Below are 26,576 nucleotides of genomic sequence, written 5' to 3'. Positions count from 1 at the left end.
TGTTTCACGGGGCGGCGCGAGAGGTTTCGCCCGCGTGAACTGTCCGCGCCCGGTTGTTACAGCCAGGTTTCCCGGGATGTGTCCTGGAGTGTCCAGTTGCGTTACGTCGTGGTCGAATATCCCCATGACCCCAGCCGACCACGGGAATGACCCACTGCCACCCCGGGTCGTCGAGGCGTTGCGCTGTTCGGTGTGCGCTTCGCCGCTGAAGAGTGTCGAACGCACGCTGCGTTGTTCATCGGGCCACTCTTTCGATCTAGCCCGCCAGGGGTACGTGAACCTGTTGCACGCGCGAATCCCGGCCGGAACGGCGGACACCGCCCCGATGGTGGCGGCCCGCGCGGACTTCCTCGCGTCTGAGGCGTACCGCCCGCTGGCCGACGAGCTGGCCCGGGTCTGCGCGGAGGCCTCGGGCCTCGTGATCGACGCGGGCGCCGGAACGGGCTACTACCTGGCGCACGTCCTGGAGGCGGCGCCCGCGGCGGTCGGTCTCGCTCTGGACGTCTCCGCGGTGGCGCTGCGCCGCGCGGCCCGCGCCCACCCGAGGCTGGGCGCGGCGGTGTGGAACCTGTGGGAGCCGTGGCCGGTGGGCGACGAAGTGGCGTCGGCGGTGCTGAACGTCTTCGCGCCCCGCAACGGGCCGGAATTCCACCGCGTCCTGCGTCCGGGCGGTCTGCTGACGGTCGCCGCCCCGGCGCCGGACCACCTCCGCGAGCTGGGCGACCTGGTGCTGTCGGTGGACGAGCGCAAGGAAGAACGCCTGGACGGCACCCTCGGCGAGTACTTCGCCCGCACCGGACGCACGGAGGTCCGCCGCACGACGGAGCTGAGCCCGCAGCAGATCCGCCAGGCGGTCGAGATGGGCCCGACGGCCTTCCACCTCGATCGCGGCGACCGCCGGTCCCGCCTCGACGCGCTGAGCGAGCCCCAGGCCGTGACGGTGTCCTTCACGGTCTCCACCTACCGGCGGCTGTGAGCTTCCCGACGGTGCCCCGGTCTTCGCGACGCCGTCCCGGCCGCCGCCGTCTGGAAGGCTGGGTGCCGTGAAGCCCGACTGGACCGCGTCCGCGACCCTGCTCGCGGACGCGGAGTGGGTCCGCGCCCGCATCGGCGGGGCGGCCAAGCTCTACGGCTGCGCCGCGCCGGAGGTGCTCGGCACGATCTGGTGGTACTCGCTCTCGTCGGTGCTCGTAGCTCCCGCGCTCGAAGGCCTGGTCGCCGGGACCCTCGCCGACCCGTCGCTCGACGCCGTGGAGATCGACCTCCTCGCCGACGGCCGGTTCCTCGGCGCCCGGTCCACCCGGCCCCTCCCCGGCGGCCTGCCCGAGCTCGGTGCGGCGTTCGGCGAGGCACTCGGGACCGCCATCGCGACGATCGCCGACGTCACCGGAGCCCGCGCGCGTGCACTCGGTGCCATCGCCACCGACTCGATCGGCAACCGGCTGCTGTGGACGTCCGATCCGGAACGCGCGATGGCCTTGGCCGAGCCGCTCGTCGCCGCGATCGGCTTGGACCTGCCGAAGCCCCGCTTCGTGCGCGTCGGCCGGACACCCGCGGTGCACCGCGCCTCGTGCTGCCTGATCTACGAGGTCGGCAACCCGAAGTGCGTGAGCTGCCCGCGTCAGACACCGGCCGAGCGCAACGCGCGCCTCCGCGCCGCCCTGGGCTGACCCAGGTCAGTCGAGGACGGCCAGCTCCAGCTCGCGCAGCCGTTCCGGGTCGGCGATGACCTCGATGCCGGCGATCCGGTCGCCGTCGACCCGGAACGCCAGGACGACCGACAGCCGTCCCTCCGGCATCCAGAGCAGGCCCGGCGAGCCGTCCACGAGGGCCAGTTCGCTGGAACGGGCCCGTTCGGAGGCCAGCACCGCGCCCTTGCGCACGTTTTCGACGCCGCGCAGCACGACCGGCGCCGGGCTCGGGCCGACGAACCGGTCCGCGTGCAGCACCACGTCCGGCGCGAGGAGCGCGAGCAGCGCGTCGAAGTCGCCACCCCGGGACGCCGCCAGGAACGCCTCGACGACCTTCCGCCGCCGCGGCAGGTCCGCGTCCACGGCGGAGCCGCCCCTGACCCGCCGCCGGGCCCGGCTCGCCAGCTGACGAGCCGCCGCCGGTGTCTTGTCGATCATCGGCGCGATCTCGTCGAACGGCACGGCGAACATGTCGTGCAGCACGAACGCGACCCGCTCGGCCGGCGCCAGAGCGTCGAGCACGACCAGCAGCGCCAGCCCGACGGTGTCGGCCAGCTCCGCCTCCTGCTCGGGGTCCCGGCGGTCCTCGCCCTGCTCGGGCCGGTCGTCCAAGGGCTCCTCGCGATGGTTGCGTCGCGTGCGCAGCATCGACAGGCACACCCGCGCGACGACGGTCGTCAGCCACGCGCCGACGTTCTCGACCTCGCTCAGGTCGGTGCGGTCGAACCGCAGCCAGGCCTCCTGAACGGCGTCGTCGGCCTCGCTCGCCGAACCGAGCATCCGGTAGGCGACCGCGCGCAGCCGCGGCCGCTCCTGCTCGAACCGTTCGGTCAGCGTGTCCACCGTGCCCCGTTCCTTCCGCCGCAGTCGTAGCAGTAGACCCCGCGGCGGCGGCCGATGTGACCGGAACGTGCAGACGTCGTGCGTGACCTGGGTCATCCGGCCCGGATCAACTAGCCATGAACCACCCTCCTCGGCTCGTACCACGTCTCGCCCACGGGCTCCCCCGCCATGTTCCAGCTCCACGAAATCCGCGGGGTGATCCGCGTGTACAGCCCCGGCCCCACCAGCCCGGTCCGTTCCACGGGATCGTCCGCCTCGCCGTACACGCGGATCGCCCGCGCGATGAACGGCTGCAGCGACACCAGGTCGTCCACCACCAAGGCGACCTTCCGCCGGCCGGCACCGATGTTCCGGAACTTGCGGGTGGCCGCCACGGCCGCGCCGGTCCCGCCGACCCAGAAGTGCTCGCCGTCGAACTCGAACGCGAGCGGGACGACGTCCGGCTGTTCCCCATCGCCGAGCGTGGCCACGCGGGCGAGTGGCTGCGAACGCAGGTAGCCGATCTCTTCGTCGGTGAACTTCATGAGCACTCCTTCGTGTCCGGATCCACCCCCCACACGAACGCGGCGCCCCCGGATCGACAGCTCAGAGCACGCAGAACTCGTTGCCCTCCGGATCCGCCATGACGACGTGGTCCGGGCGACCGTCCAGCACGTCTTCGCGCACAACAGTCGCGCCCGCCGCGGTGAGGCGGGCGACCGCCTCGACGACCCGCTCCCACCGCGTCTCCCACGGAACGTCGCGACCGCCACCGGCCTGGACGTCCAGGTGCACCCGGTTCTTGGCGACCTTTCCCTCGGGCACCTTGAGGAAGCTCAGGCTCGGCAGCACGCCTTCCGGATCGCTCAGGTAGGCGCCGTCGCCCCACTCCTCCTCGGGCACGCCCTGGTGTGCGAACCAGGCCTCCCAGGTGGCGAACCCGGCGGGTGGTGGCCGCTCGATGTAGCCGAGGGCCACCGCCCAAAACCTCGCCAGTGCGCGGGGTTCCGCGCAGTCGATCGTCAGGCTCCACCGCACCGTCACGGACGAAGCGTAGCCGCGAGGAGCGCCACGGCGCCCTTTGCGACGGCGATTCCCCGTGCCGCGACGTGGCTTTCGTTCAGTGGCGCGACCGGGTCCGACACCATGACGCTGGTGACCAGTGAGCGGCCGTCCGCCGTGCGCGCCAAGTAGTTCAACGTCAGCACGCCGGGTTCACTGCCGCCCTTGAACCAGACCTCGGGGAACTTCGCCCGGTCGACTCCGAGGCCACCGTCGTTCAGCGACAACGCGTGCCCGATTTCCGGCTGGTTCTCCTTCTGCAGTCCGGAGAACGCCCGGCAGATGTCGTCCGGCGAACCGAACCACTCGATGTCGTCGATCTTCTCGGGTGCCTGCCAGCCTTGGAGGCCGGTGAGCGGAAGCCGTTCCAGCCCGGCGACCGCCGCGGGACGCGCCCAGCGTGGCAACGCCAGGTAGGCGTCGGCACGAGCCGGGTACTGCGTGGCCTTGAGCTCGAACATCGCCTTCGTGGTCAGGAACGGGATGTTCGCCGACGGCCGCTGGTTGCCGAACGCGGTGAGCTGCCGCTGCACGGCGTCCCGCCCCAGCCGGTGGATCAGGTGGTCGGTGGCGGTGTTGTCGCTGATCGAGATCATCTTGTCGGCGTAGGTGGACAACGGGAGCCGCGTGCCGGCCGGTTCGTTCTGCAGCACCCCGGACGGCAGGCTCTTCCAGTCGTCCCGGATCGCGAGCTGTTCGGTCCAGGACGCCCGGTGCTCGGCGACCGCCTTGCCGAGCGCGCCCAGGACGTAGAGCTTGAACGCCGACCCCAACGGCCGTTGCACGTCGCCGCGGACGCCGTGCACGTCCCGGCAGCGCCCGTCCGGCAGGATCTCCGACGCGCCGAACGACACCCGGGTGCCGAGCGCCGCGAGCTGCGCGTCGACCTCCGGCCACGACGCCGGGACCGGGTCGTCCGGTTTCGCCGAAAGCCCGTCGATCAGCCCGGCCTGGTCCACGTGCAGGCTGAGCAGGTAGTCGTCGGTGGTCCCGTGCACCGCCGCTTCCACGTGGTCGGGCGCCTCCGTGACGATCCGTTTCACCTGGAGCAGGCCCAGCCCGCCGAGCGCACCGTTGACACCCGCCGTACCGCCCACCACGTCCAGCAGGACCTGGGCGACGTGCTGGCGGACCTCGGCGTCCGACACCGGGACCCGCCCGGTCGCGTCCACCACCCACTCGAGCTGCTGCGCCGCCGTGGGCACCTCGGCGGCTTGGGCGGCCGGGGCCACCAGTGCCGCCAAGACCGCGACCACAGCCGCTATCGCTCTCTTCATCTCTCCCCCTGTGCTTCCATGGTTCCCCTTGATCACCGGCTACTCTTCGGGCGGCCGGATCCACAACCCGGCCACTCGGCCGTCTTCCCGGTAGGTCACCTGGACGGTCCGCTCGCCGGCCTCGAAGGCCAGCGGCATGTGGACGACCGTGTGGTCGCCCATGGACCGCGCATACGGCTCCCCCGTCCGCTCGTACCGCCCGACCGACCCGGCCACCTGGGCCCAGGCGAGCTTCAGCTCGTCCTCGCCGACCGCGTCGCGCATGCGGTCGTCGAAGTCCCGGCGGACCTCGTGCCACTGGCAGCCGACGAGCTCCGCCACGAGTTCCCGGGCGCGATCGATCGCGTCCGGTGGCTTCAAGTCCGTCATCGATGCTCCCGTCGTCGGATCGACCGGCCGGCCGAACCGCTGGAAAGCGGCCTGCCGGCTCGTGCCGAGCAGGTCGCCGATCTCCTGCCACGTGTGCCCGGCCGTCCTGGCCACGTCCACCGTGTCCCGCAGTGCCTCTTCCGCCTCGCGCAGCTTCCGCAATGCTTCGCGCACCGAACCCAACGGCCCGTGTGCCGGCACGCTGTCAAGAATGTATTGACGATCGGGATATGTCAAGTCCGTCTTTACGTGCTCCCGTTGCCGGCGGGCGGCACTCCGGCAGGTGGCATCACAGTACTGGCGTTTTCGCCCAGAACCTTCACGAGGTGGCAGCGGCTTGCCACAGGCGGCGCATTTCATGCTTTCGAGTGTAGCGCACGTAATCTCGAATCGTGCTACCGTCGAGAGCACGAAATGACCGCGCCCGCCACCTGGGAGGCGTGGCCATCCGATGGGGAGGACGGTTACGGTGAGAACCGATGAGTGAACGCACCTGGGGCTTCCGGACCCGCGCACTGCACGCGGGCGGCGCACCCGATCCGGCGACCGGCGCGCGGGCCGTGCCGATCTACCAGACCACGAGCTTCGTCTTCGAAGACGCCGCCGACGCGGCGAACCTCTTCGCGCTGCAGAAGTACGGCAACATCTACAGCCGCATCGGCAATCCGACCGTGGCCGCGTTCGAGGAGCGGATCGCCAGCCTCGAAGGTGCCATCGGCGGCGTGGCGACCGCGAGCGGTCAGGCCGCGGAGTTCCTCACCTTCAGCGCGCTGACCGAAGCGGGCGACCACATCGTGTCGGCGAGCGGCCTCTACGGCGGCACGGTCACCCAGCTCACCGGCACGCTGAGGCGCTTCGGGGTGGAGACGACGTTCGTCAGCGGCGGGATCGACGACTACGCGGCCGCGATCACCGACCGGACCCGGCTGCTCTACACCGAGGTGATCGGCAACCCGGGCGGCGGTATCGCCGACATCGCGGCGCTGGCGGATCTCGCGCACTCGCACGACATCCCGCTCGTGGTGGACGCGACACTGGCGACGCCGTACCTGTGCCGCCCGATCGAGCACGGGGCGGACATCGTGCTGCACTCGGCGACGAAGTTCCTCGGCGGGCACGGGACGACGCTCGGCGGGATCGTCGTCGAGTCCGGGAAGTTCGACTGGGGCAACGGGAAGTTCCCGCGGATGACCGAGACCGTCGAAAGCTATGGAGGCCTCCGGTACTGGGAGAACTTCGGCGAGTACGCGTTTTGCACCCGATTGCGCGCCGAGCAGCTGCGGGACATCGGCGCGGTCCTGTCGCCGCACTCGGCTTTCCTGCTGCTACAAGGGGTCGAGACGCTCCCGCAGCGGCTGGACGCGCACGTCGCCAACGCCCAGGCGGTCGCCGAGTACCTCCAAGCGGATCCCCGGGTGGCGTGGGTGTCGTACGCCGGGCTACCCGCACATCCCCAGCACGACCTGGCGAAGAAGTACCTGCCCGCCGGGCCGGGCGCGGTGTTCTCGTTCGGCATCGACGGAGGCCGGGCGGCGGGCGAGAAGTTCGTCGAATCGGTGGAACTGCTGTCGCACCTGGCGAACGTCGGAGACGCGCGGACGCTGGTGATCCACCCGGCGTCGACCACGCACGCACAGCTGTCCGAGGACCAGCTCGCGGCCGCGGGCGTCGGCCCCGACCTGATCCGGCTGTCGATCGGGCTGGAGGACGTCGACGACATCCTCTGGGACCTCGACCAGGCGCTGGGCAAGGCGGTGGCCGGATGACGTACGCGGTGGGCGCCGTCGAACGGCGGGCGATCCTCAACCGGACGAAGTCGGTGACGCTGGTGGGCGCGTCCGCCAATCCGGCGCGGCCGAGCTACTTCGTCGCGACGTATCTGCTCTCGTCGACGCGCTACGAGGTCAGCTTCGTCAACCCGCGGCTGGACACGCTGTTCGGCAAACCGGTGTATGCGTCGCTCAGGGACGTACCGGGTGAACCGGACCTGGTCAGCGTCTTCCGGAAGCACGACGACCTGCCGCAGGTGGCCGAAGAGGTGATCGACGCCGGCGCGCGGACGCTGTGGCTGCAACTCGGGCTGTGGCACGAGCCGGTGGCCGACCGGGCGCGGGAAGCCGGGCTGGACGTCGTGATGAACCGGTGCGTGAAGATCGAACACGCGCGCTTCGCGGGCGGGCTCCACCTGGCCGGGTTCAACACCGGCGTGATCAGCTCACGGAGGCAGTCGGCACCGTAGGGAAGAGAACGCACGTTCCCGCTGTTGGCCAGGGGCATGACCGAGAAACTGGGGATCACCTTGTCCGGCGGCCCCACCGCGCTCCTGGAGCTCGGCGGCGTGCGGCTGCTCACCGACCCGACCTTCGACGCGCCCGGCGACCACCCCGTCGGCAACCGCGTGCTGGTCAAGACCGAGGACTCGGTGCTGACCGAAGAAGCGGTCGGCGTGGTGGACGCTGTCCTGCTGTCCCACGACCAGCACCCGGACAACCTGGACGACCGCGGCCGCGCCTACCTCGGGACGGTGCCGCTGACCCTGGTCACGCCGAGCGGAGCCGAACGGCTCGGCGGGACCGCGCAGGGCTTGAAGCCATGGGAGGAGACACATGTCGGACCGTTGACGGTCACCGCGGTCCCGGCGCTGCACGGCCCGGAGGGAGCCGAGTCGACAACCGGCGAGGTCACCGGCTTCGTGCTGAGCGGCACCGACCTGCCGACGGTGTACGTGAGCGGGGACAACGCGTCGGTCGAACTGGTGCGCGAGATCGCGTCGCGGTTCCGCATCGACATCGCGCTCCTGTTCGCCGGCGCAGCGCGCACGAAGTTCTTCGACGGCGCTCCCCTGACGCTGACCAGCGCAAACGCGGTCGAGGCGGCAAAGGTGCTGGACGCGGCGAAGGTAGTACCGCTGCACTTCCGCGGCTGGCAGCACTTCAGCGAGGGACCGGACGTGCTGAGCAAGGAGTTCGAGTCGGCCGGCCTCACCGACCGCCTAGTGCTGCTCGAGCCAGGCCAGCGCGCAGAGGTCTGAGGACCGGGCAAGGGCACGGCGGGGCGGGGCGGGGCGGGGACGAGCGGCCAGTCCGGCGGCGGTCAGACGCAACCCCGGCAGCCAACTCGCGGCGAGGCCAGACCGGCACAGGTCTGACCTCGCGTGGCACTGCACGCCTCGCCGCCGCCGAGGCGCAAGCCTCAGAGGCGATGAGCGGGCGCGCCGCTGTCCGGCGCACACCACGGGAACAAGCGGGCGCCGCCGCTTCGGCGGCGGCCAACGGCAGCACGGCCGCAGTCCCGGCGGCGGACCTGCGACTGGGCCGGCTGGTGCGGCGGCGACAGCAGCGGCACGGCGGCGGACCTGCGGCTGGGCTGGCTGGTGCGGCGGCGACAGCAGCGGCACGGCCGCGGTCACGCCGGCGGACCTGCGGCTGGGCCGGCCGCACCGGCCGGCCGGTGCGGCGGCGGCGGCGGCGGCGGCGGCGGCGGACCAGCCTCAGTCCGCCACCAGCTCGGTGCAAGGCCCCACCGCAAGACGCATGGGCCCGCCGCGACCCCGCACCCGCCCGTGAGAGGCTGATGACATGGCCAAACCGACCCCGCTGCAGTTCCGGAACATCCTCGTCGCCGTGTTGGCGGCGGCGGGCTTCGTCTGGAGCGTCGTGGTCGGGCTCCAGTGGTGGGTCAGCGCCATCATCGGCTGTGCCTGTGTGCTCTCGCTGGCCTCCGCCTACCTCAACCGCCCCGGCGCGAACGACTAACGCGTCTTGGCGTAGCGGGCCTTCAAGTTCGTCCGGCCCGCCTCGGTGAGCCGGCCGAACAGGCGCAACCTCGCCAGTCCGCCGTCCGGGTAGATGTCCAGGCGGGCCTCCGTCACCTCCGGCCCGTCCTTCAAAGCGAAGCGATGGCGGGTGTCCGGCTGCAGACGGGTCTTCGGCAGCAACTCGACCCACTCGCCGTAGGTGCCGCGGCCGCTCACCGATGCCCAGCCCGGGGCGTTGCCCTTCAGGTTGCTCGTGTCCAGCTCGGCGAACCGGACGATGCCCGCGCCCGCGAGGCGGAGCGTCACCCAGTCGTTTCCGTCGTCGCGGCGGCGGGCCGTCTCCCAGCCCTCTGCCTGGTGCGCCGCCAGGCCGGGTGAGAGCAGGTTGTTCGGCGATGAGTAGAACTTGTTGCTGCATCCCGTCACCACGGCGCCGTTCTCCAACGCCGCCAAGTCGAGCGCGTCCGGATCGAGCAGGTCCGGGTCCGGGATCGGCATTCCGTGGACGCGCAGGCGCGCCACCCCGCCGTCCGGGTGCTGCGTCAAACGCACGTGCGTGTAGCGGCGCGAACCGTTGACCGCGTAGAAGTTCTCCGTGTGACCGGCCGCCGGGGCGTGGTCGACCAGGACGTCCCAGTCCGCCGTCTGCAGCTCGGCCGCCGACGGGTAGCCCGGTACCGACGCCGCCTCGACCGAGACGAACGGCGGGTAATTGCCCTTGAAGAACGCCGTGTCCACGATGACTCCGGTGACCGTGCCGGCCAAACCGAGCCTGACCAGCGCCTGGTCGTCGCCCGGTTCGCGGTGGCGGCGGGTCTCCCAGCCGTCGTAGACCTGGCCCTTCGGGCCGAACGTCTCGGCGCGGTGCGCCGGCGTCCACGGGTTGACCAGGTTCTCCTTCTCGGCGAACAGTTCGTCGGTCGCCCACATCACCGTCCCGCCGAAGCGGCGGGACGCGAGGTCGGGTAGCTCAGTCCACTCAGGACGGTCGGACAAGGCAGCCTCCATTTCAGCAGTCCCCCCGGTTCAGCAACGCGCCGCGTGGCTCGTCGCCGGTGATTTCGGTGCCCCGCAACCACGTCGAGCGCACGACGCCGGCGAGCGGCCGCCGGTCGTACGCGCTGACCGGGTTGCGGTGCTTCAGTTTCGCGACGTCGACGACGAACGCCTCGTCCGGCGCGAACACGCAGAAGTCGGCGTCGTACCCGGCCGCCAGGTGACCCTTGCGGCGCATCCCGGCCTGCGCCGCCGGCCGTTCGGCCATCCAGCGGACGACGTCGGTGAGCGCGAACCCGCGTTGCCTGGCCTGGGTCCAGATCGCCGGCAGCCCCAGCTGCAGGCTCGAAATCCCACCCCAGGCGAGCCCGAAGTCGCCGCTGTCGAAGCGTTTCAGCTCCGGCGTGCACGGCGAATGGTCGCTGACGATGGTGTCGATCACGCCGTCGGCAAGTCCCTGCCACAGCAGCTCGCGGTTGGCCGCCTCCCGGATCGGCGGGCAGCACTTGAACTGCGTCGCGCCGTCGCGGATCTCCTCGGCGATGAAACTGAGGTAATGCGGGCAGGTTTCGGCCGTCAGCGCCACGCCGTCGCGTCGCGCCGCGGCGACCAGCGGCAACGCCTCGGCCGACGAAAGGTGCAAGATGTGCGCTCGCGCGTTGTGACGGCGGGCCGCCTCGATGACGTGCGTGATCGCGAGGTTCTCCGCCTCACGCGGCCGCGAGCGGAGGAAGTCGACATAGCGACCGCCGTGCGGCTCCGGCGCCGAATCGATCTCGTGAGCGTCTTCCGCGTGGACGATCATCAACGCGTCGAAGGAACTCAGCTCGCGCAACGCTTCGTCGAGCCCCGCCGGGTCGAGCGGCGGGAACTCGTCGACCCCCGAGTGGAGCAGGAAGCACTTGAAGCCGAACACGCCGGCTTCGTGCAGGGCGCGCAGGTCGCCGACGTTGCCGGGAATCGCGCCGCCCCAGAAGCCGACGTCCACGTGCACCCGGCCGGCCGCCGCCTTGCGCTTGACCTCCAGCGCCGCGACGTCGACCGTCGGGGGCAGGCTGTTGAGCGGCATGTCCACGATCGTGGTGACGCCGCCCGCCGCGGCTGCGCGCGTCGCCGTTTCGAAGCCCTCCCACTCGGCGCGGCCGGGATCGTTGACGTGGACGTGCGTGTCGACGAGTCCCGGCAGCAGCACGACGTCGTCGCCGAGGTCGACCACTCGGTCGCCGGACAACGAAGCGCCGCCGGTTTCGACCGCGACGATCCGGCCGCCGTCGACGCCGAGGGTCGCCGGAACCTCGCCCTCGGCCGTGACGGCTCGGGCCGCGCGCACCACAAGATCCATCCGAAAACCCTTCTCCGGGAGGATTGAACCACCGCCGATTTCACAGTACGGAAAGACGGTTTCGCACAACGACAGTAACCACGGCGCGCGCCGCTCGTCAACGACGGACGCGGCGCGTTACGGTCATCCTCGTGCGACTGGAAGCGGAGTTCACCAGCGAACCGTTCCACGGCGAGGGTTCGCCGCCCGAGCACGCGCTCGCCGCGCGCGACGCCGCGGTGGAAGCGGGGCTGGAGACGGACTTCGGGCCGCTCGGGACGCTCGCGCGGGGCGAGGCGAAGGCTCTGCTCGACGCCATTCCGGCCATCGCGAAGGCAGCGATCGAGGGCGGCGCGACCCAGGTGACGCTGCAGGTGCGCTTGGCCGGCACGGACCCGGCCGGTGCCGCCGGACCGGCCGGAGTGGATCGGGCCGGTGCCGGCGAACCAGTCGGCGCAGGCACGGCCGCCGGGCCAGGCAGCGTGGACATGGCCCCTGAACCAGTCGGCGCGGATGTGGCCTCTGAACCCACCAGCGCGAGAAGCCCGGGAGCAGCGGCCGGACCGCGCGGCGCAGACAAGGCCGGCTCACCGGAAACCGTCGTCGGACCGCGCGCCACAGGCAAGGCCGGCTCACCGGAAACCGTCGTCGAACTGACCGATGCCCTCGCCCGGCTCATCGCCGACCTCGAACGCGAGATGGGCGCCAAGCTGGGCGAACTCGACCGCGCCGGGAAGCAGCGGGCTGTGCGGATCCTGCGTGAACGCGGTGCCTTCGGCCTGCGGAAATCCGTCTCCTCGGTGGCCGACGCGCTGGGCGTCACGCGCTTCACCGTCTACAACTACCTCAACCGGGAAACCGACTGACCAGCGCTTTCAACAAAATGTTGACGGAACTCCGGCGCCGACGTACGGTCAGCGGGACGCCACTCACGAGGAGTTCCCCGTGCTGCTCACCCTCACCGACTTCAACGCCGCCGACGCCGAGAACGTGCGTCCGGCGCTGACCGCCTGCCTCGCCGTCCCCCGCTGGGTGGACGCGATCCTCGAGCGCCGGCCGTACGCCGACGTCGACGCGCTCAAGGCCGCCGCCGACCTGCCGTTGACCACCGACGAGATCCGGCAGGCCATGGCCGCCCACCCGCGGATCGGCGAAAAGCCGGCGGACGGCTGGGCGCGCTCGGAACAGTCCGGTGTGGACAATGTCGACGCCTTCGCCGCCGCCAATGCCGAGTACGAAGCCAAGTTCGGCCACGTCTACCTCGTCTGCGCCAGCGGCCGCAGCGGTGACGAACTCCTGAAGATCCTCCGCGAAAGACTGGACAACGCTCCCGCGACCGAACTGGCCGTCGCCGGGCGGGAACTCCTCAAGATCGCCGAACTCCGACTCGCGAAAGCGGTGACCGCGTGAGCCTCGTGACCACCCACGTCCTCGACACGGCGACCGGCCGTCCGGCAACGGGGATCGCCGTCCGGTTCGAGACCGCCGAGGGCAAGCCGATCGCCGACGGGCGCACCGACGGCGACGGCCGCATCCGCGACCTCGGCCCGGAAACCCTCGAGCCCGGCGCCTACCGCCTGGTCTTCGACACCGGCGCCTACCTGGGCCCGGACGCCTTCTTCCCGGAGGTGGCGCTCACCTTCCGGATCGCCGACGGCACCGCGCACCACCACGTGCCGCTCCTGCTCAGCCCGTTCGCCTATTCGACCTACCGAGGGAGCTGAACCGTGGCCATCACCCTGGGCCCCAACCAGTACGGCAAGGCGGAGGTCCGCCTGGTGACGGTGCGCCGCGACGGCCCCGTGCACCACCTCAAGGACCTCACCGTGTCGACGTCGCTACGGGGCGAGCTCGCGGCGACGCACCTCACCGGCGACAACGCCGGCGTGCTCGCGACCGACACGCAGAAGAACACCGTGTACGCCTTCGCGAAGGAGGCGCCGGTCGGCGAGATCGAGGACTTCGGTCTCCGCCTGGCGCGGCACTTCACCGGCACGCAGGGCAACATCACGGGCGCGCGGATCAAGATCGACGAGCACGGCTGGGACCGGATCCCCGTCGGCAGCGAGCCGCACGACCACGCGTTCAGCCGATCCGGCGACGAGCGGCGCACCACGGCGGTGACGGTCCGCGACGGCCGCGCGTGGGTCGTGTCCGGCATCGACGGGCTGACGCTGCTGAAGTCCACGGGATCGGAGTTCCACGGCTTCCCGCGCGACCAGTACACAACGCTCGCCGAGACCGACGACCGCATCCTCGCGACCGCCGTGACGGCGCGGTGGCGTTACGAGGGCGAGGACATCGACTGGGCCGAGAGCCACCGCGAAATCCGGCGGCTGATGCTGGAGACGTTCGCGACGAAGCACAGCCTTTCGCTGCAGCAGACGCTCTACGCGATGGGCGAAGCGGTGCTGAAGGCCCGCGAAGAGGTCGCCGAGGTGCGGCTGTCGCTGCCGAACAAGCACCACTTCCTGGTGGACCTGAGCCCGTTCGGGCTGAAGAACGACAACGAGGTGTTCTACGCGGCGGACCGGCCGTACGGCTTGATCGAGGGAACGATCGTGCGCGACGACGCGGAGGACCCGGGCCCGGCCTGGGACATCCACTAGCCAGCGCCCCGGCGGAATCGCCGCCCCCAACGCAGCCCCCGCCCTCTCCGGGGGACCGGCCCCGCATCCAGTGTATCGGGAGCCGCCGACAGAACCCGCGAAAAGCCGACTCGAGCGCCGGCTTGTCCACATCACTGCCCGGCTGTGGACAAGCCGGACTCGGTAGAACGCTCTAACGAGCGCGTATCCTCGATCCCGTGGCAGGGACCAAAGAACGCATCATGGCCGCCGGCGCGGAACTCTTCCGGCGCAACGGCTACACCGGCACCGGGCTGAAGCAGATCGTCTCGGAAGCGAATGCCCCCTTCGGCTCGCTCTACCACTTCTTCCCCGGTGGCAAGGAGCAGCTCGGCACGGAAGTCGTCCGGACCTCCGGGCTCGCCTACATCCAGCTCTTCGACCTCTTCATCGCGCCCGCTCCCGATCTGATCAGCGGGATCGAAGCCTTCTTCGCCGCCGGGATCGCCACCCTGGAAGCCACCGACTACGTCGAAGGCTGCCCGATCGCGACCGTGGCCCTCGAGGTCGCCTCCACCAACGAACCGCTGCGGCAGGCCACCGCCGAGGTCTTCACCGCCTGGATCGACGCCGGCACCGAAAAGTTCGGGAAGTTCGGCCTGAGCCGAGCCGCCGCGCGGACGCTGACCATCGCCGCCGTCAACAACCTCGAAGGTGCCTTCGTCCTCTGCCGCTCGCTGCGGGACACCGAGGCCATGGCCGTTGCCGGGGCCGCCACCGTGGACGTTGCCCGGCGGCTACTCGACGAGAACGCACAACTTTAGTCGGGAATCCAACACGAATACTCAAAATGGCGCTTGACCGCGCAGGACCCGACACCGATGCTGCGTGCAGTGGTCCAGACAACGCCGTCCGGTTGGAGCCGCCATGCGCCGAGTCTTCGCCGTCCTTGCCGCCGTCCTGGCGGGCGCCGCCCTCAGCAGCCCGCCCGCGCAAGCCCTCGAAAACGGCCTCGCGAGAACGCCACCCATGGGGTGGAACACCTGGAACACCTTCGAGTGCGACATCAACGAGACGCTCGTCAAGCAGACCACCGACCTCATGGTCAGCTCCGGGATGCGAGACCGCGGCTACACCTACGTCAACCTCGACGACTGCTGGATGACCAAGACACGGGACGGCAACGGCAACCTCGTCGCCGACTCCGCCAAGTTCCCCAGCGGCCTCAAGGCCCTCGGCGACTACATCCACGCCCGCGGGATGAAGTTCGGCATCTACGAGAGCGCCGGCTCCGAAACCTGCCAGCACTACCCCGGCAGCCTCGGTCACGAGCAGGCCGACGCCACCCTCTTCGCGAGCTGGGGCGTCGACTACCTCAAGTACGACAACTGCGGCAGCCCCGCCGGCGAGACGCAGCAGGACTACGTCCGCCGCTACTCCGCGATGCGCGACGCGCTCAAGGCGACCGGCCGCCCGATCGCCTACAGCATCTGCGAATGGGGGAACTTCAGCCCGTCGACCTGGGCGCCGGACGTCGGCAACCTGTGGCGCACCACCGGTGACATCACCAACAACTGGGGCAGCATCGACTCGATCTACCGCCAGAACGTCGGCCTCGCCTCGGCCGCGAAACCCGGCGCCTGGAACGACCCCGACATGCTCGAAGTCGGCGACGGCATGGACTTCCAGGAGGACCGCGCCCACTTCACGCTCTGGGCCGCGATGGCCGCGCCGCTGATCGCCGGCGCCGATCTCCGCTCCGCCAGCGTCGCCACCTTCTCGACCTACCTCAACGCCGACGTCATCGCCATCGACCAGGACCCGCTCGGCAAGCAGGCGACGCGGATCTCGTCGAGCGGCGGCCTGGACGTGCTCAAAAAGCCGCTCCAGAACGGCGACGTCGCCGTCGTGCTGTTCAACGAGAACGGCACCACGAAGACTGTCTCGACGACAGCCGCCGCGGCCGGCCTGCCCGCCGCGTCGAGCTACCGGCTGACCAACCTGTGGTCCAAGGAGCAGACCACCAGCACCGGCACGATCAGCGCGAACGTCCCGTCGCACGGGGCCGTCGTCTACCGCGTCAAGGCCGGCGCGAGCGGCAGCAGCACCGCCCAGCCGCTGCAGGGCGCGTCGTCGTCCCGCTGCATCGACGTCAACGGCAACGTCACCACACCCGGCACGAAGGTCGACATCTGGGACTGCGACGGCGGCCCGAACCAGTCCTGGACGTTCACCAGCGCCGGTGAGCTGAAGGCCAACGGCCTCTGCCTCGACGCCGACGGCGGCAGCTCCACCGCCGGGACGAAGCTCATCGTCTGGACCTGCCACGGCGGCGCGAACCAGAAGTTCAAGCACGAGGCCGACGGCTCGATCACCCAGGCCGGTCTCTGCGTCGACGTCACCGGCGGCGACAAGCCCGCCGGCAACGTCGACGGCGTCCAGCTCGAACTCTGGGGCTGCAACGACGACGCCAACCAGAACTGGCAGCTCAAGTAGCGGTCAGGTGCTCCGGCCGGACCGGGACGCGCGTCAGCGCGAGCCCGGTCGCGGCCCGGATCGCGGCGACGATCGCCGGGGTCGACGAGATCGTCGGCGGCTCGCCGACCCCGCGCAGGCCGTACGGCGCGTGCGGGTCCGGGCGCTCCAGGACGTCGATGCTCATCGGCGGCATGTCCAGGACCGTCGGGATCAGGTAGTCGATGAAGGAGGGGTTCCGGATCTTCCCGCCGGACGTCTGGATCTCCTCCATCACCGCGAGCCCGAGCCCCTGGGCCGAGCCGCCCTGGATCTGGCCCACCACGGCTTGGGGGTTCAGCGCCTTGCCGACGTCCTGGGCGCAGTCCAGCGCGACCACCTTGACCAGGCCCAGTTCCGTGTCGACGTCGACGACCGCCCGGTGCGCCGCGAACGCGTATTGCACGTGCGCGGTGCCCTGACCGGTCTCCGGATCCAGCGAAGAAGTCGGCCGGTGCCGCCACTCCACGGTCTCGTCGTGGACGTCGTCGCCGAGGACGTCCACCAGGTCCGCGACCACCTGGCCGTCGGCCGCGACGAGCTTGCCGCCGACCACCCGCACCCGCTGGTCGAAACGGGACAACAGCCGCGCACGCACCGCAGCGCACGCAGCCTGGACCGCGCCGCCGGTGACGTAGGTCTGGCGCGACGCCGACGTCGAGCCGCCGTTGCCGATCGAGGTGTCCATCGGCAGGACCGTCACCCGGTCGACGCCCAGCTCGGTCCGGACGATCTGCTGCATGATCGTCACCAGGCCCTGGCCGACCTCGCAGGCCGCGGTGTGCACGGTCGCGGCCGGTTCGCCGCCGACCAGCTGCAGGCGCACCCGGGCCGTCGAGTAGTCGTCGAAGCCCTCGGAGAAGCAGACGTTCTTGATCCCGACGGCGTACCCGACGCCGCGGACGACGCCTTCGCCGTGCGTCGTGTTGGAGACACCACCGGGCATGTGCCGCAGGTCGAACGGCCGGTCCGGCGGCATCGGCATGGCCCGGACGCGGGAAAGCAGCTCGGCGACCGGCGCTTCCGCGTCGACGACCTGGCCGGTCGGCATCAGATCGCCTTCGCTCATGGCGTTGCGGACGCGGATCTCGACCGGGTCCAGTCCACATGCGGAGGCGAGCTTGTCCATCTGCGACTCGTACCCGAAGGCCGCCTGCACCGCGCCGAAGCCGCGCATGGCGCCGCACGGCGGGTTGTTCGTGTACGTGCCCCAGCAGTCCACGGAAACACTGTCCACTTTGTACGGACCGACACCGAGCGTGGCGGCGTTCGCGACCACTGCGCCCGTCGAGGACGCGTACGCGCCGCCGTCGAGGTACAGGCGCGTACGTACGTAGACGAGACGGCCATCGCTGGTGGCTCCGTGCTCGTAGTACATCTTCGCCGGGTGACGGTGGACGTGACCGTAGAAGGACTCTTCGCGGTTGTAGACCATCTTCACCGGCTTGCCGGTGTGCAGCGCGAGGAGACACGCGTGGACCTGCATCGACAGGTCCTCACGGCCGCCGAACGCGCCGCCGACGCCACCGAGCGTCAACCGCACCTTCTCGACGGGCAGGCCCAACGCGGCGACGATCTGCTGCTGGTCGACGTGCAGCCACTGCGTCGCGACGTACAGGTCGACGCCGCCTTCGGTGTCCGGGACCGCGAGCCCGGACTCGGGGCCGAGGAACGCCTGGTCCTGCATGCCGACCTCGTAGACGCCCGAGACGACGACGTCGGCGCTGAGGTCTTGCGGACCTCGGCGGATCTTCACGTGCCGGACGACGTTGCCGCCTTCGTGCAGCGAAGGCCCTTCGCCCGCGACGGCCGCTTCGGAGTCCGTCACCGGCGAAAGCTCTTCGTAGGAAACGACGATCCGCTTCATCGCCCGCCGCGCGGTCTCCGGGTGGTCGGCGGCGACCAGCGCGACCGGTTCGCCCTGGTAGCGCACGACGTCGGACGCGAGCACCGGCTGATCGGCGTGCTCGAGGCCGTACCGGTTCACGCCGGGGACGTCTTCGTGCGTCAGCACCGCGTAGACGCCAGGCACCGCCAAAGCCTCGGTGATGTCGATGCCGGTGATCCGGGCGTACGGGTGCGGGCTGCGCAGCGTCACGCCCCACACCATGTCCTCGTGCCACAGGTCCGAGGAGTAGGCGAACTCGCCGCGCACCTTCACCGTGCCGTCGGGGCGGCGCGGTGACGCGCCGACGCCGTTCGCGGTCTGCGTGGTGACGGAAGTGGTGGTCATCTGCCCTCCCTCAGCCGGGCGCTCGCGGCCGCCAGCTCACGGGCGATCTCGGACTCGTCGGCTTCGCGCAAGGTGCCGTCTTCGACGACGGCCTTGCCGCCGACGAACAGCCGGCGCAGCGGCGGCGGGGTGCCCAGCACCAGCGCCGCGACCGGGTCGGCGATACCGGCGTAGTTGAGACCGGTCAGGTCCCAGACGGCGAGGTCGGCGAGCTTCCCGGGCTCGATCGAGCCCAGGTCGTCGGCGCGGCCCAGGCAGCGGGCGCCGCCCATGGTGCCCATCCACAACGCTTCCCGCGTGGTCAGGCCGCGTGGTCCGCCGCGTTGCCGGGCCTGCAGCAACGCCTGGTGCAGCTCCTCGCCGAGGCCGCCTGACTCGTTGGACGCGGCCCCGTCGGCACCGAGCCCGACCGGGACCCCGGCGTCGAGCAGGTCGCGGACCGGGGCGATGCCGGCGCCGATCCGGCCGTTGGACGTCGGGCAGTGCGCCGAGCCCGTGCCGGTCGCGCCGAAGCGGCGGATCGCCTCGGGCGCCAGGTGGATCGTGTGCGCGAGCCAGACGTCGTCGGCGAGCCAGCCGAGCTTGTCGGCGTACTCGGCGGGCGTGCAGCCGACCTCGGCGAGGCACTGCTTCTCCTCGTCGAGGGTCTCGGCGAGGTGGGTGTGCAGGCGGACGCCCTTGCGGCGCGCCAGCTCGGCCGCGCCGGACATCAGCCGCTCGGTGACCGAGAACGGCGAGCACGGGCCCGCGGCGATCTGCAGGTGGGCGCCGGGCGAGTCGTCGTGGAAGCGGTCGATCGCCGCTTCGGTGCCGGTCAGCGCGTCTTCGGTCGTCTCGACCAGGTTGTCCGGCGGCAGGCCGCCGTCGGACTCGCCGCGGTCCATCGACCCGCGCACGACGTGCAGCCGGACGCCGATCCGCTGGCGGGCCGCGGCCAGCGCCGCGACCTGGTCGCCGCCGTCGCGCGGGAAGACGTAGTGGTGGTCGGCGACGGTCGTGCAGCCGGTCAGCGCGAGCCGCGCCATCCCGGCCGTGCCCGCGGCGTGCGTGATCTCGTCGTCGAGGCGCTTCCAGACCGGGTAGAGCGCGACCAGCCACTCGAAGAGCGTGTGGTCGGCGGCCAGCCCGCGGGTCGCCCACTGGTAGAGGTGGTGGTGGGTGTTGATCAGGCCGGGTGTGACCAGGCAGCCTTCGGCGTCGAGGCGTTCGTCGAACTCGCCGGTGTAGACGCCCTCGCCGACCGCGGCGATCCGGTCGTTCTCGACGACGACGTGGCCGCTCGCGTACTCCTCGCCGGTGACCGTGGCGATGGCCGCGTTCGCGATGAGCGTCCTCATGCGACCCCGCCCTTCGCGACCGCGCGCACCGCGTCGAGGATCTTCTCGTAGCCGGTGCAGCGGCAGAGGTTGCCGGCGAGGGCCTCGCGGATCTCCTCGTCGGACGGATCCGGGACGCGGTTCAGCAGGTCGTGCGCGGCGACGACCAGGCCCGGCGTGCAGAAGCCGCACTGCACCGCACCCGCGTCCACAAAGGACTGCTGGACCGGGTCGAGGGTGTCGCCGTCGGCCAGTCCCTCGACCGTGCGGACCACGCGGCCCTCGGCCTGCCCGGCCGCGACCAGGCATGCGCACACCGGGACGTCGTCGAGGTAGACCGTGCAGGAGCCGCATTCGCCCTGTTCACAGGCGTTTTTGGAGCCCGGCAGGCCGAGCCGCTCGCGCAGGACGTACAGGAGGCTTTCGCCCTCCCAGACGTCGTCCGCCTCGCGTTTCTCGCCGTTGATCGTGACATTCAGGCGCATGCGCGCTCCCCCGTCCGGTGTTCGTCCCAGGCCCAAGTCAACGTACGCCGCGCTAGTACCCCCAAAGCGTGCTTCCGATACGCGGCGCTACCGCGGACGTCGTCGATCGGCGCGGCGGCTTCTCCGACCAGGTCGCCGAAGCGGCGTTTCAGCGAGTCGGGCAACGCTTCGGAGGAGCCCCACGGCAGCTCGGCGGCCAGGAACTCCTCGGCTTCGCGGGCGTGGCGCGGGGTCGGTGCCGCCGATCCGATCGCGGCGCCGACGCGGCCGTCGCGCAGGGCGAGCCCGAACGAGCAGACCGCGATGACCATCGCGTTGCGCGTCCCGACCTTGGCGAACTGCTGCGGGCCGGCGTGCGCGGGCAGGTGGACGGCCGTGATCAGCTCGTCCGGCTCGAGCGCGTGGCGTTTCACGCCGACGTAGAACTCCTCCGCGCGGAGGAGCCGGCTCCCCCGGACGGAGGCCACCTCGATCCGTGCGTCGAGGGCGAGCAGCACCGGGTGGGTGTCGCCGGCGGGCGACGCGGCGCCGAGGTTGCCGCCGACCGTGCCCCGGTTGCGGATCTGCGGCGACCCGACCGTGCGGGACGCCATCGCCAGCGCGGGGACGGATTCACCCAGTTCGGCGATCACGCGGGTGTACGGGACGCCGGCGCCGAGCCGGATCGTGCCGCCCGGGTGATCCACAGTGGACCACTCCGCCAGCTCGGGGACCGTCGTCAGGTCGAGCAGGGCCTCGGGGCGCCGGTGGTCGAAGTTCAGCTCGACCATGACGTCGGTGCCGCCGGCGATCGGCACGGCGTCCGGCCGCTCCGCCTTGAGGGCGAGGGCCTCGGCGAGCGTCGTGGGACGCAGGAACTCCACTCGTTGCTCCTTCGTGAGGGCGATAGACCAGTAGACGCCGAACCGGGTCCGGGCGGCAACGGCACGGCGCATGAAACGCACAGGAGCGAAACCCGGTGCGGTTGTGCTTTCCTACAAGCCTGATGACGACCGTGAAAACTCTGCTGGGCCTCCCCGGTCTGCGGCTGCGCCCGCGAGCCGGGGCCGAGCTGCTCGACCGCCCGGTGACGCGCATCTACGTCACGGAGCTGCCCGACCCCGGACGGTACCTTTCGGCCGGTGAGCTGGTGCTTTCCGGCCTGCTCTGGTGGCGGCGCCCGGGCGACGCCGAGCCGTTCGTGGCCGCGCTGGCGCGCTCGGGAGCGGCGGCGCTGGCGGCGTCCGGCGCCGACTCCGGCGGCATCCCCGGCGACGTCGTCGAGGCCTGCGAGCGGCACCGGATCCCGCTGCTGGAGGTGCCCGCCGACCTGTCGTTCTCGGTGATCACCGAGCAGGTGGTGCTGGCGCTGGCCGCCGCGTCCGAAAGCGCGCGCAAACGTTTGCAGGCTGCCGCGGACGCTCCGGTAGAGACGCTGCTGGAGCGCGCGTCCGCGGAGTTCGGCCTGCCCTGCTGGGTGCTGTCCGGGCTCGGCCGGGTCGTCGCGGGGACGTCCCCGCTGCCGGTGCCGGCGCCCGACGTCGTGCGGCGGTACGCGGCGAAGGAAGCCGGGTCGCTGACGGTGGTGCCGGTCGAGGGGCGCCACGCCGTGCCGTGGCTGGTCGCCGTCGGCGGGTCGCTGAGCACCGCGCAGGCGGAGCTGGCCGACGAACTGGCCGGGCTCGTGGGCGTTACGCGGGCGCGGTCGGTTGCGCCCGAGGTCGACGTGCCCGACGAGGCGCACGTCATCGCGCTGCGGACCGAAGGCAGCGACGAAAGCCGGGACGTCCTGCGGGAGCTGCTCCCGGACGGGCTGCTGTTCGAGTCCACTGGGGACACTTCCTACGCGGCTGTCGCGCGGTGGCCGGGTGCGGCCGAGCTGTCCACTGTGGAGCCGTTGCTGCGCGCGTCCCGGATCCTGTGCGGGGTGGGCGATTCCGCTCCGCGGGCCGAGGCGTCCGCGACGGCGCGGTTCGCCCTGGACGTCGCTGCCGGGCGACCGGGACGTGTCGTGGCCGTCGAGGCGAGCGAGGTCGAGGCGCACCGGCTGCTGCTGGCCGGAACTCCCGACGGGCTGCGCGCGGCGTTGCGGCGCCGGGTGCTCGGGCCGTTGCTGGCGTACGACGCCGAGCAGCACACGGACCTGGTGCACACCGTGCGGGTGTTCCTGGAGTGCTCGGGCTCGCCGACGCGGGCGGCGAAGGCGCTGCACGTCCACGTCAACACGTTGCGCTACCGCATCGGCCGGGCTGGCGAGCTGCTCGGGGCGGACCTGACGGAGTTCACCGACCAGCTCGACGTCTACCTCGCGTTGCGCATGGAGGAGTGAAGTGGAGATCACGTCGGCACAGCAGGCCGCCCACGACCCGCGGGTGCTCGCGTTCGGCCGGCTGCAGGGCGCGGCGAACCGGCTCGAGTACCTCCTCGGCCGCGCGCTGGAGCGTGAATGCGGGATCACGCACCTGATGTACGAGGTGCTGCTGATCGTCGGCCGCACTGGCCCGGCCGGGCTGACGATGCGGTCGATCGCCCAGGAGCAGGTCCTGACCACCGGCGGCGCGACCCGGCTGGTGGACCGGATGTCGGCGCTGGGCTTGGTGACGCGCACGGTTTCGCCGGACGACCGGCGCGTCCAGCTGGTGCGGTTGACGTCACTGGGCGAGGAGACGACGGTGCGGGCCAGCCGGGTGCACGTGGAGAACATCGAGCAGTTCTTCTTCCGGCCGTTGCCGCCGGAGCACCGGGAGCGGTTCGCGGAGGATCTGCGGATCTTGAGCCACTTCGCGCGGGACGCCCTGCCGCGGCTGCGTTAGAGCGTCGCGACGGCGAGGCCGAGGAAGAGCAGCGGGGCGGCGCCGGTGGCGAACCTGCGCGCCCGGACGTGGGCGATGATCGCGCCGAGGTAGAAGAGGATCAGGCCGATCGCCGCGGCTGTGCCCAGCGGTTCGATTCCGGCCAGGCCCAGGGTGAGGCCGCCCGCGCCGGCGAGCTTGAGGGCGCCGAGCACGGGGAGCCAGCTCGGCGGGACGTCGACGGCTCGCGAAGTGGCGAGGACGAACTCGGCCTTGGCCAGGTCGGCGACGCCGATCGCGGCGTTGAGGACGATCGCGGTGAGGGTGAGTGCGGTGTGCATGCCTTCCCGACGGGTGGGGCGCCGGGAAGGTGACCTACAGGAAGATCTTGACCAGCTGGTCGCGGCCTTGCTGCCGACGTGGGCGACGGCAAGGACGATCGCGGGACAGTTCGCCTTGCTGGCCTTGGTCGCCGTGTTCGTGCACCGGCCCGGACGCAGCCGGATGCTTGCCTAGCCCCGGCCGGTGAGCAGTGGCTGAGTGAGCACCCCTTCCCGGGGGCGTTCTCTCAGCCACTGCTCACGCCAAGCGTTGCGCGTACTTCTCCAGCTCCGGCCGCCCGAAGGACAACTCGCCTTCGTCCAGCGCGCCGCAGTCCAACCCCCTCAACAGGTACACCGCCAACGCCTGCGCGGTCGCCGGTTCGTCCAGCACTCCCCCGGCCTGCTTCTCCGCGTACGCCCGCAGCCGCTCCACCGCCGCCGGGAAACCCGACCGGTAAAACGTGTACGTCGCCGCGAAACGGGTCGGCAGCTGGTGCGGGTGCAAGTCCCAGCCCTGGTAGAAGCCGCGCTCCAACGACCGGCGGACCAGCCTCAGGTGCTCCGCCCACGCCGACGGCAGCGCGTCGCCGATCGGGAGGCGGTTCGTCGATCCGTCCGACAGCCGGACGCCCGTGCCCGCCGCCGAGACCTGCATCAGGCCCTTCGCCAGGTCCGCCGCCGGGTGCTCCATGCTCTGGTATGCCGCCGCGATTCCGAGCCCGGCGCTGTAGTCGTACGTCCCGTAGTGCAGCCCCGAGCACCGGCCCGACGCCGCCTGCACGATCCGCGGTACCGACAGCGTCCCGTCGATGTCCACAATGGACTGCGACGTCTCGATCTGGACCTCGAACCGCAGCGCGCCCTCGGCGAGCTCGTACGCCGATTCCAGCCGCGACAGCACTTCCGCGGCCACCGACACCTGCTCGATCGCCGTCACCTTCGGGAGCGTCACGACGAACCCCGTCGGCAGCGGCCCGTTTTCCAGCAGGGAACCCAGGAACAGGTCCAGCGTGCGGATCCCTCGCCGGCGCGTCGCCGCTTCGAAGCTCTTGAAGCGGATGCCCGAGAACGGTGTCCCGCCGGTCGTCGCCAACGTCTGGCCGGCCGCCCGCGCCGCCGCGTCCTCGACGTCGCCGGGGACGCGGCCGTAGCCGTCCTCGAAGTCGATGCGCAGGTCCTCGATCGGCTCGGTCAGCAGCTTCGTGCGGACACGCTCGTACACGTCCGCGTCGACGCCGAGGAGGTCGCCGTGCTCGATGAACACGCGCATCGCCTGCTTGCCCCAGTCGGCGACCAGGCGCGTCTTGTACCGCGACGCCGGAACGTACACCGTGTGCACCGGCTGCCGCCCCGGCCGCTCCCCCGGGTACGACGCCGCGACGCGCGCGTCGGCCGCAGCCAGGCGCGCGTCGGCGGCGTCGTAGACGTCGTCGGGAAGACGCACTACTTGATCCGCTCGTACGCGGGCAGCGTCAGGAAGTCCGGGAACTCGTCGGCCAGCGCGACCTGCTCGAACAGCTCGATCGCCGGCAGCAGCCGGTCGGCCGGGATCTCCCGGGCCAGCTCGCCGCGGACGTCCGTCAGCACCCCGCGCACCAGCTCCTTCGTCACGACGTCGCCGGTGTCCAGCGTGGTCCCGTTCTTGACCCACTGCCAGATCTGCGACCGCGAGATCTCCGCCGTCGCGGCGTCCTCCATCAGGTTGTGGATCGCCGCCGCGCCGTTGCCGCCCAGCCAGGAGGCGATGTAGCGGACGCCGACGTCGACCGCGGCGCGCAGGCCGGCCGCCGTCGCGCCGCCCGGCGTCGAGGCGACGTCCAGCAGCTGGTCGGCGGTGACGCTCACCTCGTCGCGGGTGCGCTCGAGCTGGTTCGGCTTGTCGCCGAGGACCTTGTCGAACTCCTCCTTGCAGAGCTCGACCATGCCCGGGTGCGCGACCCACGAGCCGTCGAAGCCGTCGCCGGCCTCGCGCGACTTGTCCGCGTGCACCTTCTCGAAGGCGCCCTTGTTGACCTCGGGGTCCTTGCTCGGGATGAACGCGGCCATGCCGCCGATCGCGAAGGCGCCGCGCTTGTGGCACGTGCGCACGAGCAGCTCGGTGTAGGCACGCATGAACGGCGCGGTCATGGTGACGGAGTTGCGGTCCGGCAGCACGAACTTCTCGCCCGCGTCGCGGAAGTACTTGATCACGCTGAACAGGTAGTCCCAGCGGCCGGCGTTGAGACCCGACGCGTGCTCGCGCAGCTCGTAGAGGATCTCTTCCATCTCGAACGCGGCCGGGATCGTCTCGATCAGCACGGTCGCGCGGATGGTGCCGTGCTCGATGCCGAGCGTCTTCTCGGCGTGGGTGAAGACGTCGTTCCAGAGCCGCGCTTCGAGGTGGCTCTCCATCTTCGGCAGGTAGAAGTACGGACCCTTGCCGCGCTTCAGCAGCTCCGCCGCGTTGTGGAAGAAGTACAGGCCGAAGTCGACGAGCGCGCCGACGGCTTCGCGCCCGCCGAAGGACAGGCCGCGCTCGGGCAGGTGCCAGCCGCGCGGGCGGACCACGATGGTGGCGTGCTCGACGTCGTCCTTGAGCGCGTAGCTCTTGCCGCCGCTCTCCAGCGTGATCGTCTCGCGGACCGCGTCGTACAGGTTGACCTGGCCGGACACGACGTTCGCCCAGTGCGGCGTGTTGGCGTCCTCGAGGTCGGCGAGCCAGACCTTCGCGCCGGAGTTGAGCGCGTTGATGGTCATCTTGCGGCTGGTCGGCCCGGTGATCTCGACGCGGCGGTCCCGCAGCGCCGGCGGGGCGCCGGCGACCTGCCAGTCGCCGTCGCGGATCTCCTGGGTCTCCGGCAGGAAGTCGAGCCTGCCGGTGGTCCGGGCCTCCTCGCGCCGCTTGCTCCGCGCCTGGAGCAGCTCGTCGCGGCGGGCGGCGAACGCGTCGTGCAGGCCGGCGAGGAAGTCGAGCGCCTCCGTGGTGAGGATCTCGTCGCCGCGCTCGACCGGCTCGCCCAGCACCTGGACTTCAGAAGACATGGGGAAACACCTCGAAGGTTCGGAATCTTGGATAACGGCCCTACGGTTTTC

The 26,576-nt window shown here is 71.1% G+C and carries 28 protein-coding genes and 1 pseudogene; 15 read left to right on the top strand and 14 right to left on the bottom strand.

Going from position 1 to position 26,576, the window contains the following annotated elements; all coding sequences use genetic code 11:
• Positions 1-124: 124 nt before the first annotated feature.
• Positions 125-976 (top strand): putative RNA methyltransferase, encoded by an 852-nt coding sequence (locus tag ACERZO_RS37360; RefSeq protein WP_372670612.1) that lies wholly within the window; start codon positions 125-127, stop codon positions 974-976.
• Positions 977-1,043: 67 nt separating this feature from the next.
• On the top strand, positions 1,044-1,670 hold the full coding sequence (locus ACERZO_RS37355; RefSeq protein ID WP_372670611.1) for a (2Fe-2S)-binding protein: 627 nt from the start codon (positions 1,044-1,046) through the stop codon (positions 1,668-1,670).
• Between the two features lie 6 nt (positions 1,671-1,676).
• Here the strand turns inward: ACERZO_RS37355 and ACERZO_RS37350 are convergent, their stop codons facing one another.
• The 5 genes from ACERZO_RS37350 to ACERZO_RS37330 all read right to left on the bottom strand — a co-directional run bounded on the left by ACERZO_RS37350 (position 1,677) and on the right by ACERZO_RS37330 (position 5,422).
• Complete coding sequence (locus tag ACERZO_RS37350) at positions 1,677-2,534, bottom strand: sigma-70 family RNA polymerase sigma factor (protein ID WP_372670610.1); 858 nt, start codon at positions 2,532-2,534, stop codon at positions 1,677-1,679.
• A 110-nt stretch (positions 2,535-2,644) separates the two neighbouring features.
• Positions 2,645-3,058: a PPOX class F420-dependent oxidoreductase gene (locus ACERZO_RS37345; RefSeq protein WP_372670609.1), complete on the bottom strand. Its 414-nt coding sequence runs from the start codon at positions 3,056-3,058 to the stop codon at positions 2,645-2,647.
• Between the two features lie 61 nt (positions 3,059-3,119).
• Complete coding sequence (locus tag ACERZO_RS37340; RefSeq protein ID WP_372670608.1) at positions 3,120-3,557, bottom strand: VOC family protein; 438 nt, start codon at positions 3,555-3,557, stop codon at positions 3,120-3,122.
• Positions 3,554-4,852 (bottom strand): serine hydrolase, encoded by a 1,299-nt coding sequence (locus ACERZO_RS37335; RefSeq protein ID WP_372670607.1) that lies wholly within the window; start codon positions 4,850-4,852, stop codon positions 3,554-3,556. The genes ACERZO_RS37340 and ACERZO_RS37335 overlap by 4 nt, the downstream gene beginning before the upstream one ends.
• 39 nt (positions 4,853-4,891) lie before the next feature.
• Positions 4,892-5,422, bottom strand: coding sequence for a DUF3887 domain-containing protein (locus ACERZO_RS37330; protein WP_372670606.1), 531 nt, complete (start codon positions 5,420-5,422; stop codon positions 4,892-4,894).
• A 278-nt stretch (positions 5,423-5,700) separates the two neighbouring features.
• Here ACERZO_RS37330 and ACERZO_RS37325 point away from each other — a divergent pair, with 278 nt between their 5' ends.
• The 4 genes from ACERZO_RS37325 (at position 5,701) to ACERZO_RS37310 (ending at position 8,976) form a co-directional block, all read left to right on the top strand.
• Positions 5,701-6,987, top strand: a complete 1,287-nt coding sequence (locus ACERZO_RS37325) for an O-acetylhomoserine aminocarboxypropyltransferase/cysteine synthase family protein (RefSeq protein WP_372670605.1) — start codon at positions 5,701-5,703, stop codon at positions 6,985-6,987.
• The gene (locus ACERZO_RS37320) at positions 6,984-7,460 is read left to right on the top strand and encodes a CoA-binding protein (RefSeq protein ID WP_372670604.1); all 477 of its coding nucleotides are present in this window, start codon (positions 6,984-6,986) and stop codon (positions 7,458-7,460) included. Before ACERZO_RS37325 ends, ACERZO_RS37320 begins: the two co-directional genes overlap by 4 nt.
• Before the next feature lie 36 nt (positions 7,461-7,496).
• Complete coding sequence (locus tag ACERZO_RS37315) at positions 7,497-8,252, top strand: MBL fold metallo-hydrolase (RefSeq protein ID WP_372670603.1); 756 nt, start codon at positions 7,497-7,499, stop codon at positions 8,250-8,252.
• Positions 8,253-8,799: 547 nt separating this feature from the next.
• Entirely contained in the window at positions 8,800-8,976 is a 177-nt protein-coding gene (locus ACERZO_RS37310; RefSeq protein ID WP_372670602.1) for a hypothetical protein, read from the top strand.
• Here the strand turns inward: ACERZO_RS37310 and alc are convergent.
• Both alc and allB read right to left on the bottom strand, forming a co-directional pair.
• Complete coding sequence (alc, locus tag ACERZO_RS37305; RefSeq protein ID WP_372670601.1) at positions 8,973-9,986, bottom strand: allantoicase; 1,014 nt, start codon at positions 9,984-9,986, stop codon at positions 8,973-8,975. The two genes, ACERZO_RS37310 and alc, sit on opposite strands and share 4 nt — an antisense overlap.
• Position 9,987: 1 nt before the next feature.
• Entirely contained in the window at positions 9,988-11,316 is a 1,329-nt protein-coding gene (gene allB, locus ACERZO_RS37300; protein ID WP_372670600.1) for an allantoinase AllB, read from the bottom strand.
• A gap of 131 nt (positions 11,317-11,447) precedes the next feature.
• Between allB and ACERZO_RS37295 the strand changes: the two are divergent.
• The 7 genes and pseudogenes from ACERZO_RS37295 to ACERZO_RS37265 all read left to right on the top strand — a co-directional run.
• Positions 11,448-11,678, top strand: a pseudogene (locus tag ACERZO_RS37295) (helix-turn-helix domain-containing protein); the annotation flags it as partial.
• Between the two features lie 105 nt (positions 11,679-11,783).
• Complete coding sequence (locus ACERZO_RS37290) at positions 11,784-12,161, top strand: helix-turn-helix domain-containing protein (protein WP_372670904.1); 378 nt, start codon at positions 11,784-11,786, stop codon at positions 12,159-12,161.
• A gap of 79 nt (positions 12,162-12,240) precedes the next feature.
• On the top strand, positions 12,241-12,705 hold the full coding sequence (gene uraD / locus ACERZO_RS37285; RefSeq protein ID WP_372670599.1) for a 2-oxo-4-hydroxy-4-carboxy-5-ureidoimidazoline decarboxylase: 465 nt from the start codon (positions 12,241-12,243) through the stop codon (positions 12,703-12,705).
• A complete protein-coding gene (uraH, locus tag ACERZO_RS37280) occupies positions 12,702-13,019 on the top strand; it encodes a hydroxyisourate hydrolase (protein WP_372670598.1) in 318 nt (105 codons plus the stop codon). The genes uraD and uraH overlap by 4 nt, the downstream gene beginning before the upstream one ends.
• Before the next feature lie 3 nt (positions 13,020-13,022).
• Positions 13,023-13,904 carry a factor-independent urate hydroxylase gene (gene pucL / locus ACERZO_RS37275; protein WP_372670597.1) on the top strand — a complete coding sequence of 294 codons (882 nt, stop codon included), beginning with the start codon at positions 13,023-13,025 and terminating at the stop codon, positions 13,902-13,904.
• Between the two features lie 197 nt (positions 13,905-14,101).
• The gene (locus ACERZO_RS37270) at positions 14,102-14,686 is read left to right on the top strand and encodes a TetR/AcrR family transcriptional regulator (RefSeq protein WP_444843243.1); all 585 of its coding nucleotides are present in this window, start codon (positions 14,102-14,104) and stop codon (positions 14,684-14,686) included.
• A gap of 103 nt (positions 14,687-14,789) precedes the next feature.
• Positions 14,790-16,358 (top strand): glycoside hydrolase family 27 protein, encoded by a 1,569-nt coding sequence (locus ACERZO_RS37265; RefSeq protein ID WP_372670596.1) that lies wholly within the window; start codon positions 14,790-14,792, stop codon positions 16,356-16,358.
• On the opposite strand, the gene pucD is transcribed toward ACERZO_RS37265, so the two are convergent.
• The 4 genes from pucD to ACERZO_RS37245 are packed head-to-tail and all read right to left on the bottom strand — an operon-like array spanning position 16,351 to position 21,273.
• Positions 16,351-18,609: a xanthine dehydrogenase subunit D gene (pucD, locus tag ACERZO_RS37260; RefSeq protein ID WP_372670595.1), complete on the bottom strand. Its 2,259-nt coding sequence runs from the start codon at positions 18,607-18,609 to the stop codon at positions 16,351-16,353. The two genes, ACERZO_RS37265 and pucD, sit on opposite strands and share 8 nt — an antisense overlap.
• Positions 18,606-19,946, bottom strand: a complete 1,341-nt coding sequence (locus ACERZO_RS37255) for an 8-oxoguanine deaminase (RefSeq protein WP_372670594.1) — start codon at positions 19,944-19,946, stop codon at positions 18,606-18,608. Before ACERZO_RS37255 ends, pucD begins: the two co-directional genes overlap by 4 nt.
• Positions 19,943-20,410 carry a (2Fe-2S)-binding protein gene (locus ACERZO_RS37250; RefSeq protein ID WP_086679939.1) on the bottom strand — a complete coding sequence of 156 codons (468 nt, stop codon included), beginning with the start codon at positions 20,408-20,410 and terminating at the stop codon, positions 19,943-19,945. Before ACERZO_RS37250 ends, ACERZO_RS37255 begins: the two co-directional genes overlap by 4 nt.
• Positions 20,401-21,273, bottom strand: coding sequence for an FAD binding domain-containing protein (locus ACERZO_RS37245; protein WP_372670902.1), 873 nt, complete (start codon positions 21,271-21,273; stop codon positions 20,401-20,403). The genes ACERZO_RS37250 and ACERZO_RS37245 overlap by 10 nt, the downstream gene beginning before the upstream one ends.
• A 122-nt stretch (positions 21,274-21,395) precedes the next feature.
• Between ACERZO_RS37245 and ACERZO_RS37240 the strand changes: the two genes are divergently transcribed.
• Positions 21,396-22,718, top strand: coding sequence for a PucR family transcriptional regulator (locus ACERZO_RS37240; RefSeq protein ID WP_372670593.1), 1,323 nt, complete (start codon positions 21,396-21,398; stop codon positions 22,716-22,718).
• Between the two features lies 1 nt (position 22,719).
• Positions 22,720-23,202 carry a MarR family winged helix-turn-helix transcriptional regulator gene (locus ACERZO_RS37235; RefSeq protein WP_372670592.1) on the top strand — a complete coding sequence of 161 codons (483 nt, stop codon included), beginning with the start codon at positions 22,720-22,722 and terminating at the stop codon, positions 23,200-23,202.
• On the opposite strand, the gene ACERZO_RS37230 is transcribed toward ACERZO_RS37235, so the two are convergent.
• From ACERZO_RS37230 to aceB, 3 genes are all read right to left on the bottom strand, one after another.
• Positions 23,199-23,522: a DoxX family protein gene (locus tag ACERZO_RS37230; protein ID WP_372670591.1), complete on the bottom strand. Its 324-nt coding sequence runs from the start codon at positions 23,520-23,522 to the stop codon at positions 23,199-23,201. The genes ACERZO_RS37235 and ACERZO_RS37230 overlap by 4 nt on opposite strands.
• A 238-nt stretch (positions 23,523-23,760) precedes the next feature.
• Entirely contained in the window at positions 23,761-24,948 is a 1,188-nt protein-coding gene (locus tag ACERZO_RS37225; RefSeq protein ID WP_372670590.1) for a DUF6986 family protein, read from the bottom strand.
• Complete coding sequence (gene aceB, locus ACERZO_RS37220; RefSeq protein ID WP_372670589.1) at positions 24,948-26,525, bottom strand: malate synthase A; 1,578 nt, start codon at positions 26,523-26,525, stop codon at positions 24,948-24,950. The genes ACERZO_RS37225 and aceB overlap by 1 nt, the downstream gene beginning before the upstream one ends.
• Between the last annotated feature and the right edge of the window lie 51 nt (positions 26,526-26,576).

The organism is Amycolatopsis kentuckyensis (assembly GCF_041679295.1).
Classification (GTDB): domain Bacteria; phylum Actinomycetota; class Actinomycetes; order Mycobacteriales; family Pseudonocardiaceae; genus Amycolatopsis; species Amycolatopsis kentuckyensis_A.
This window is presented reverse-complemented; position numbering and strand designations above follow the sequence as displayed.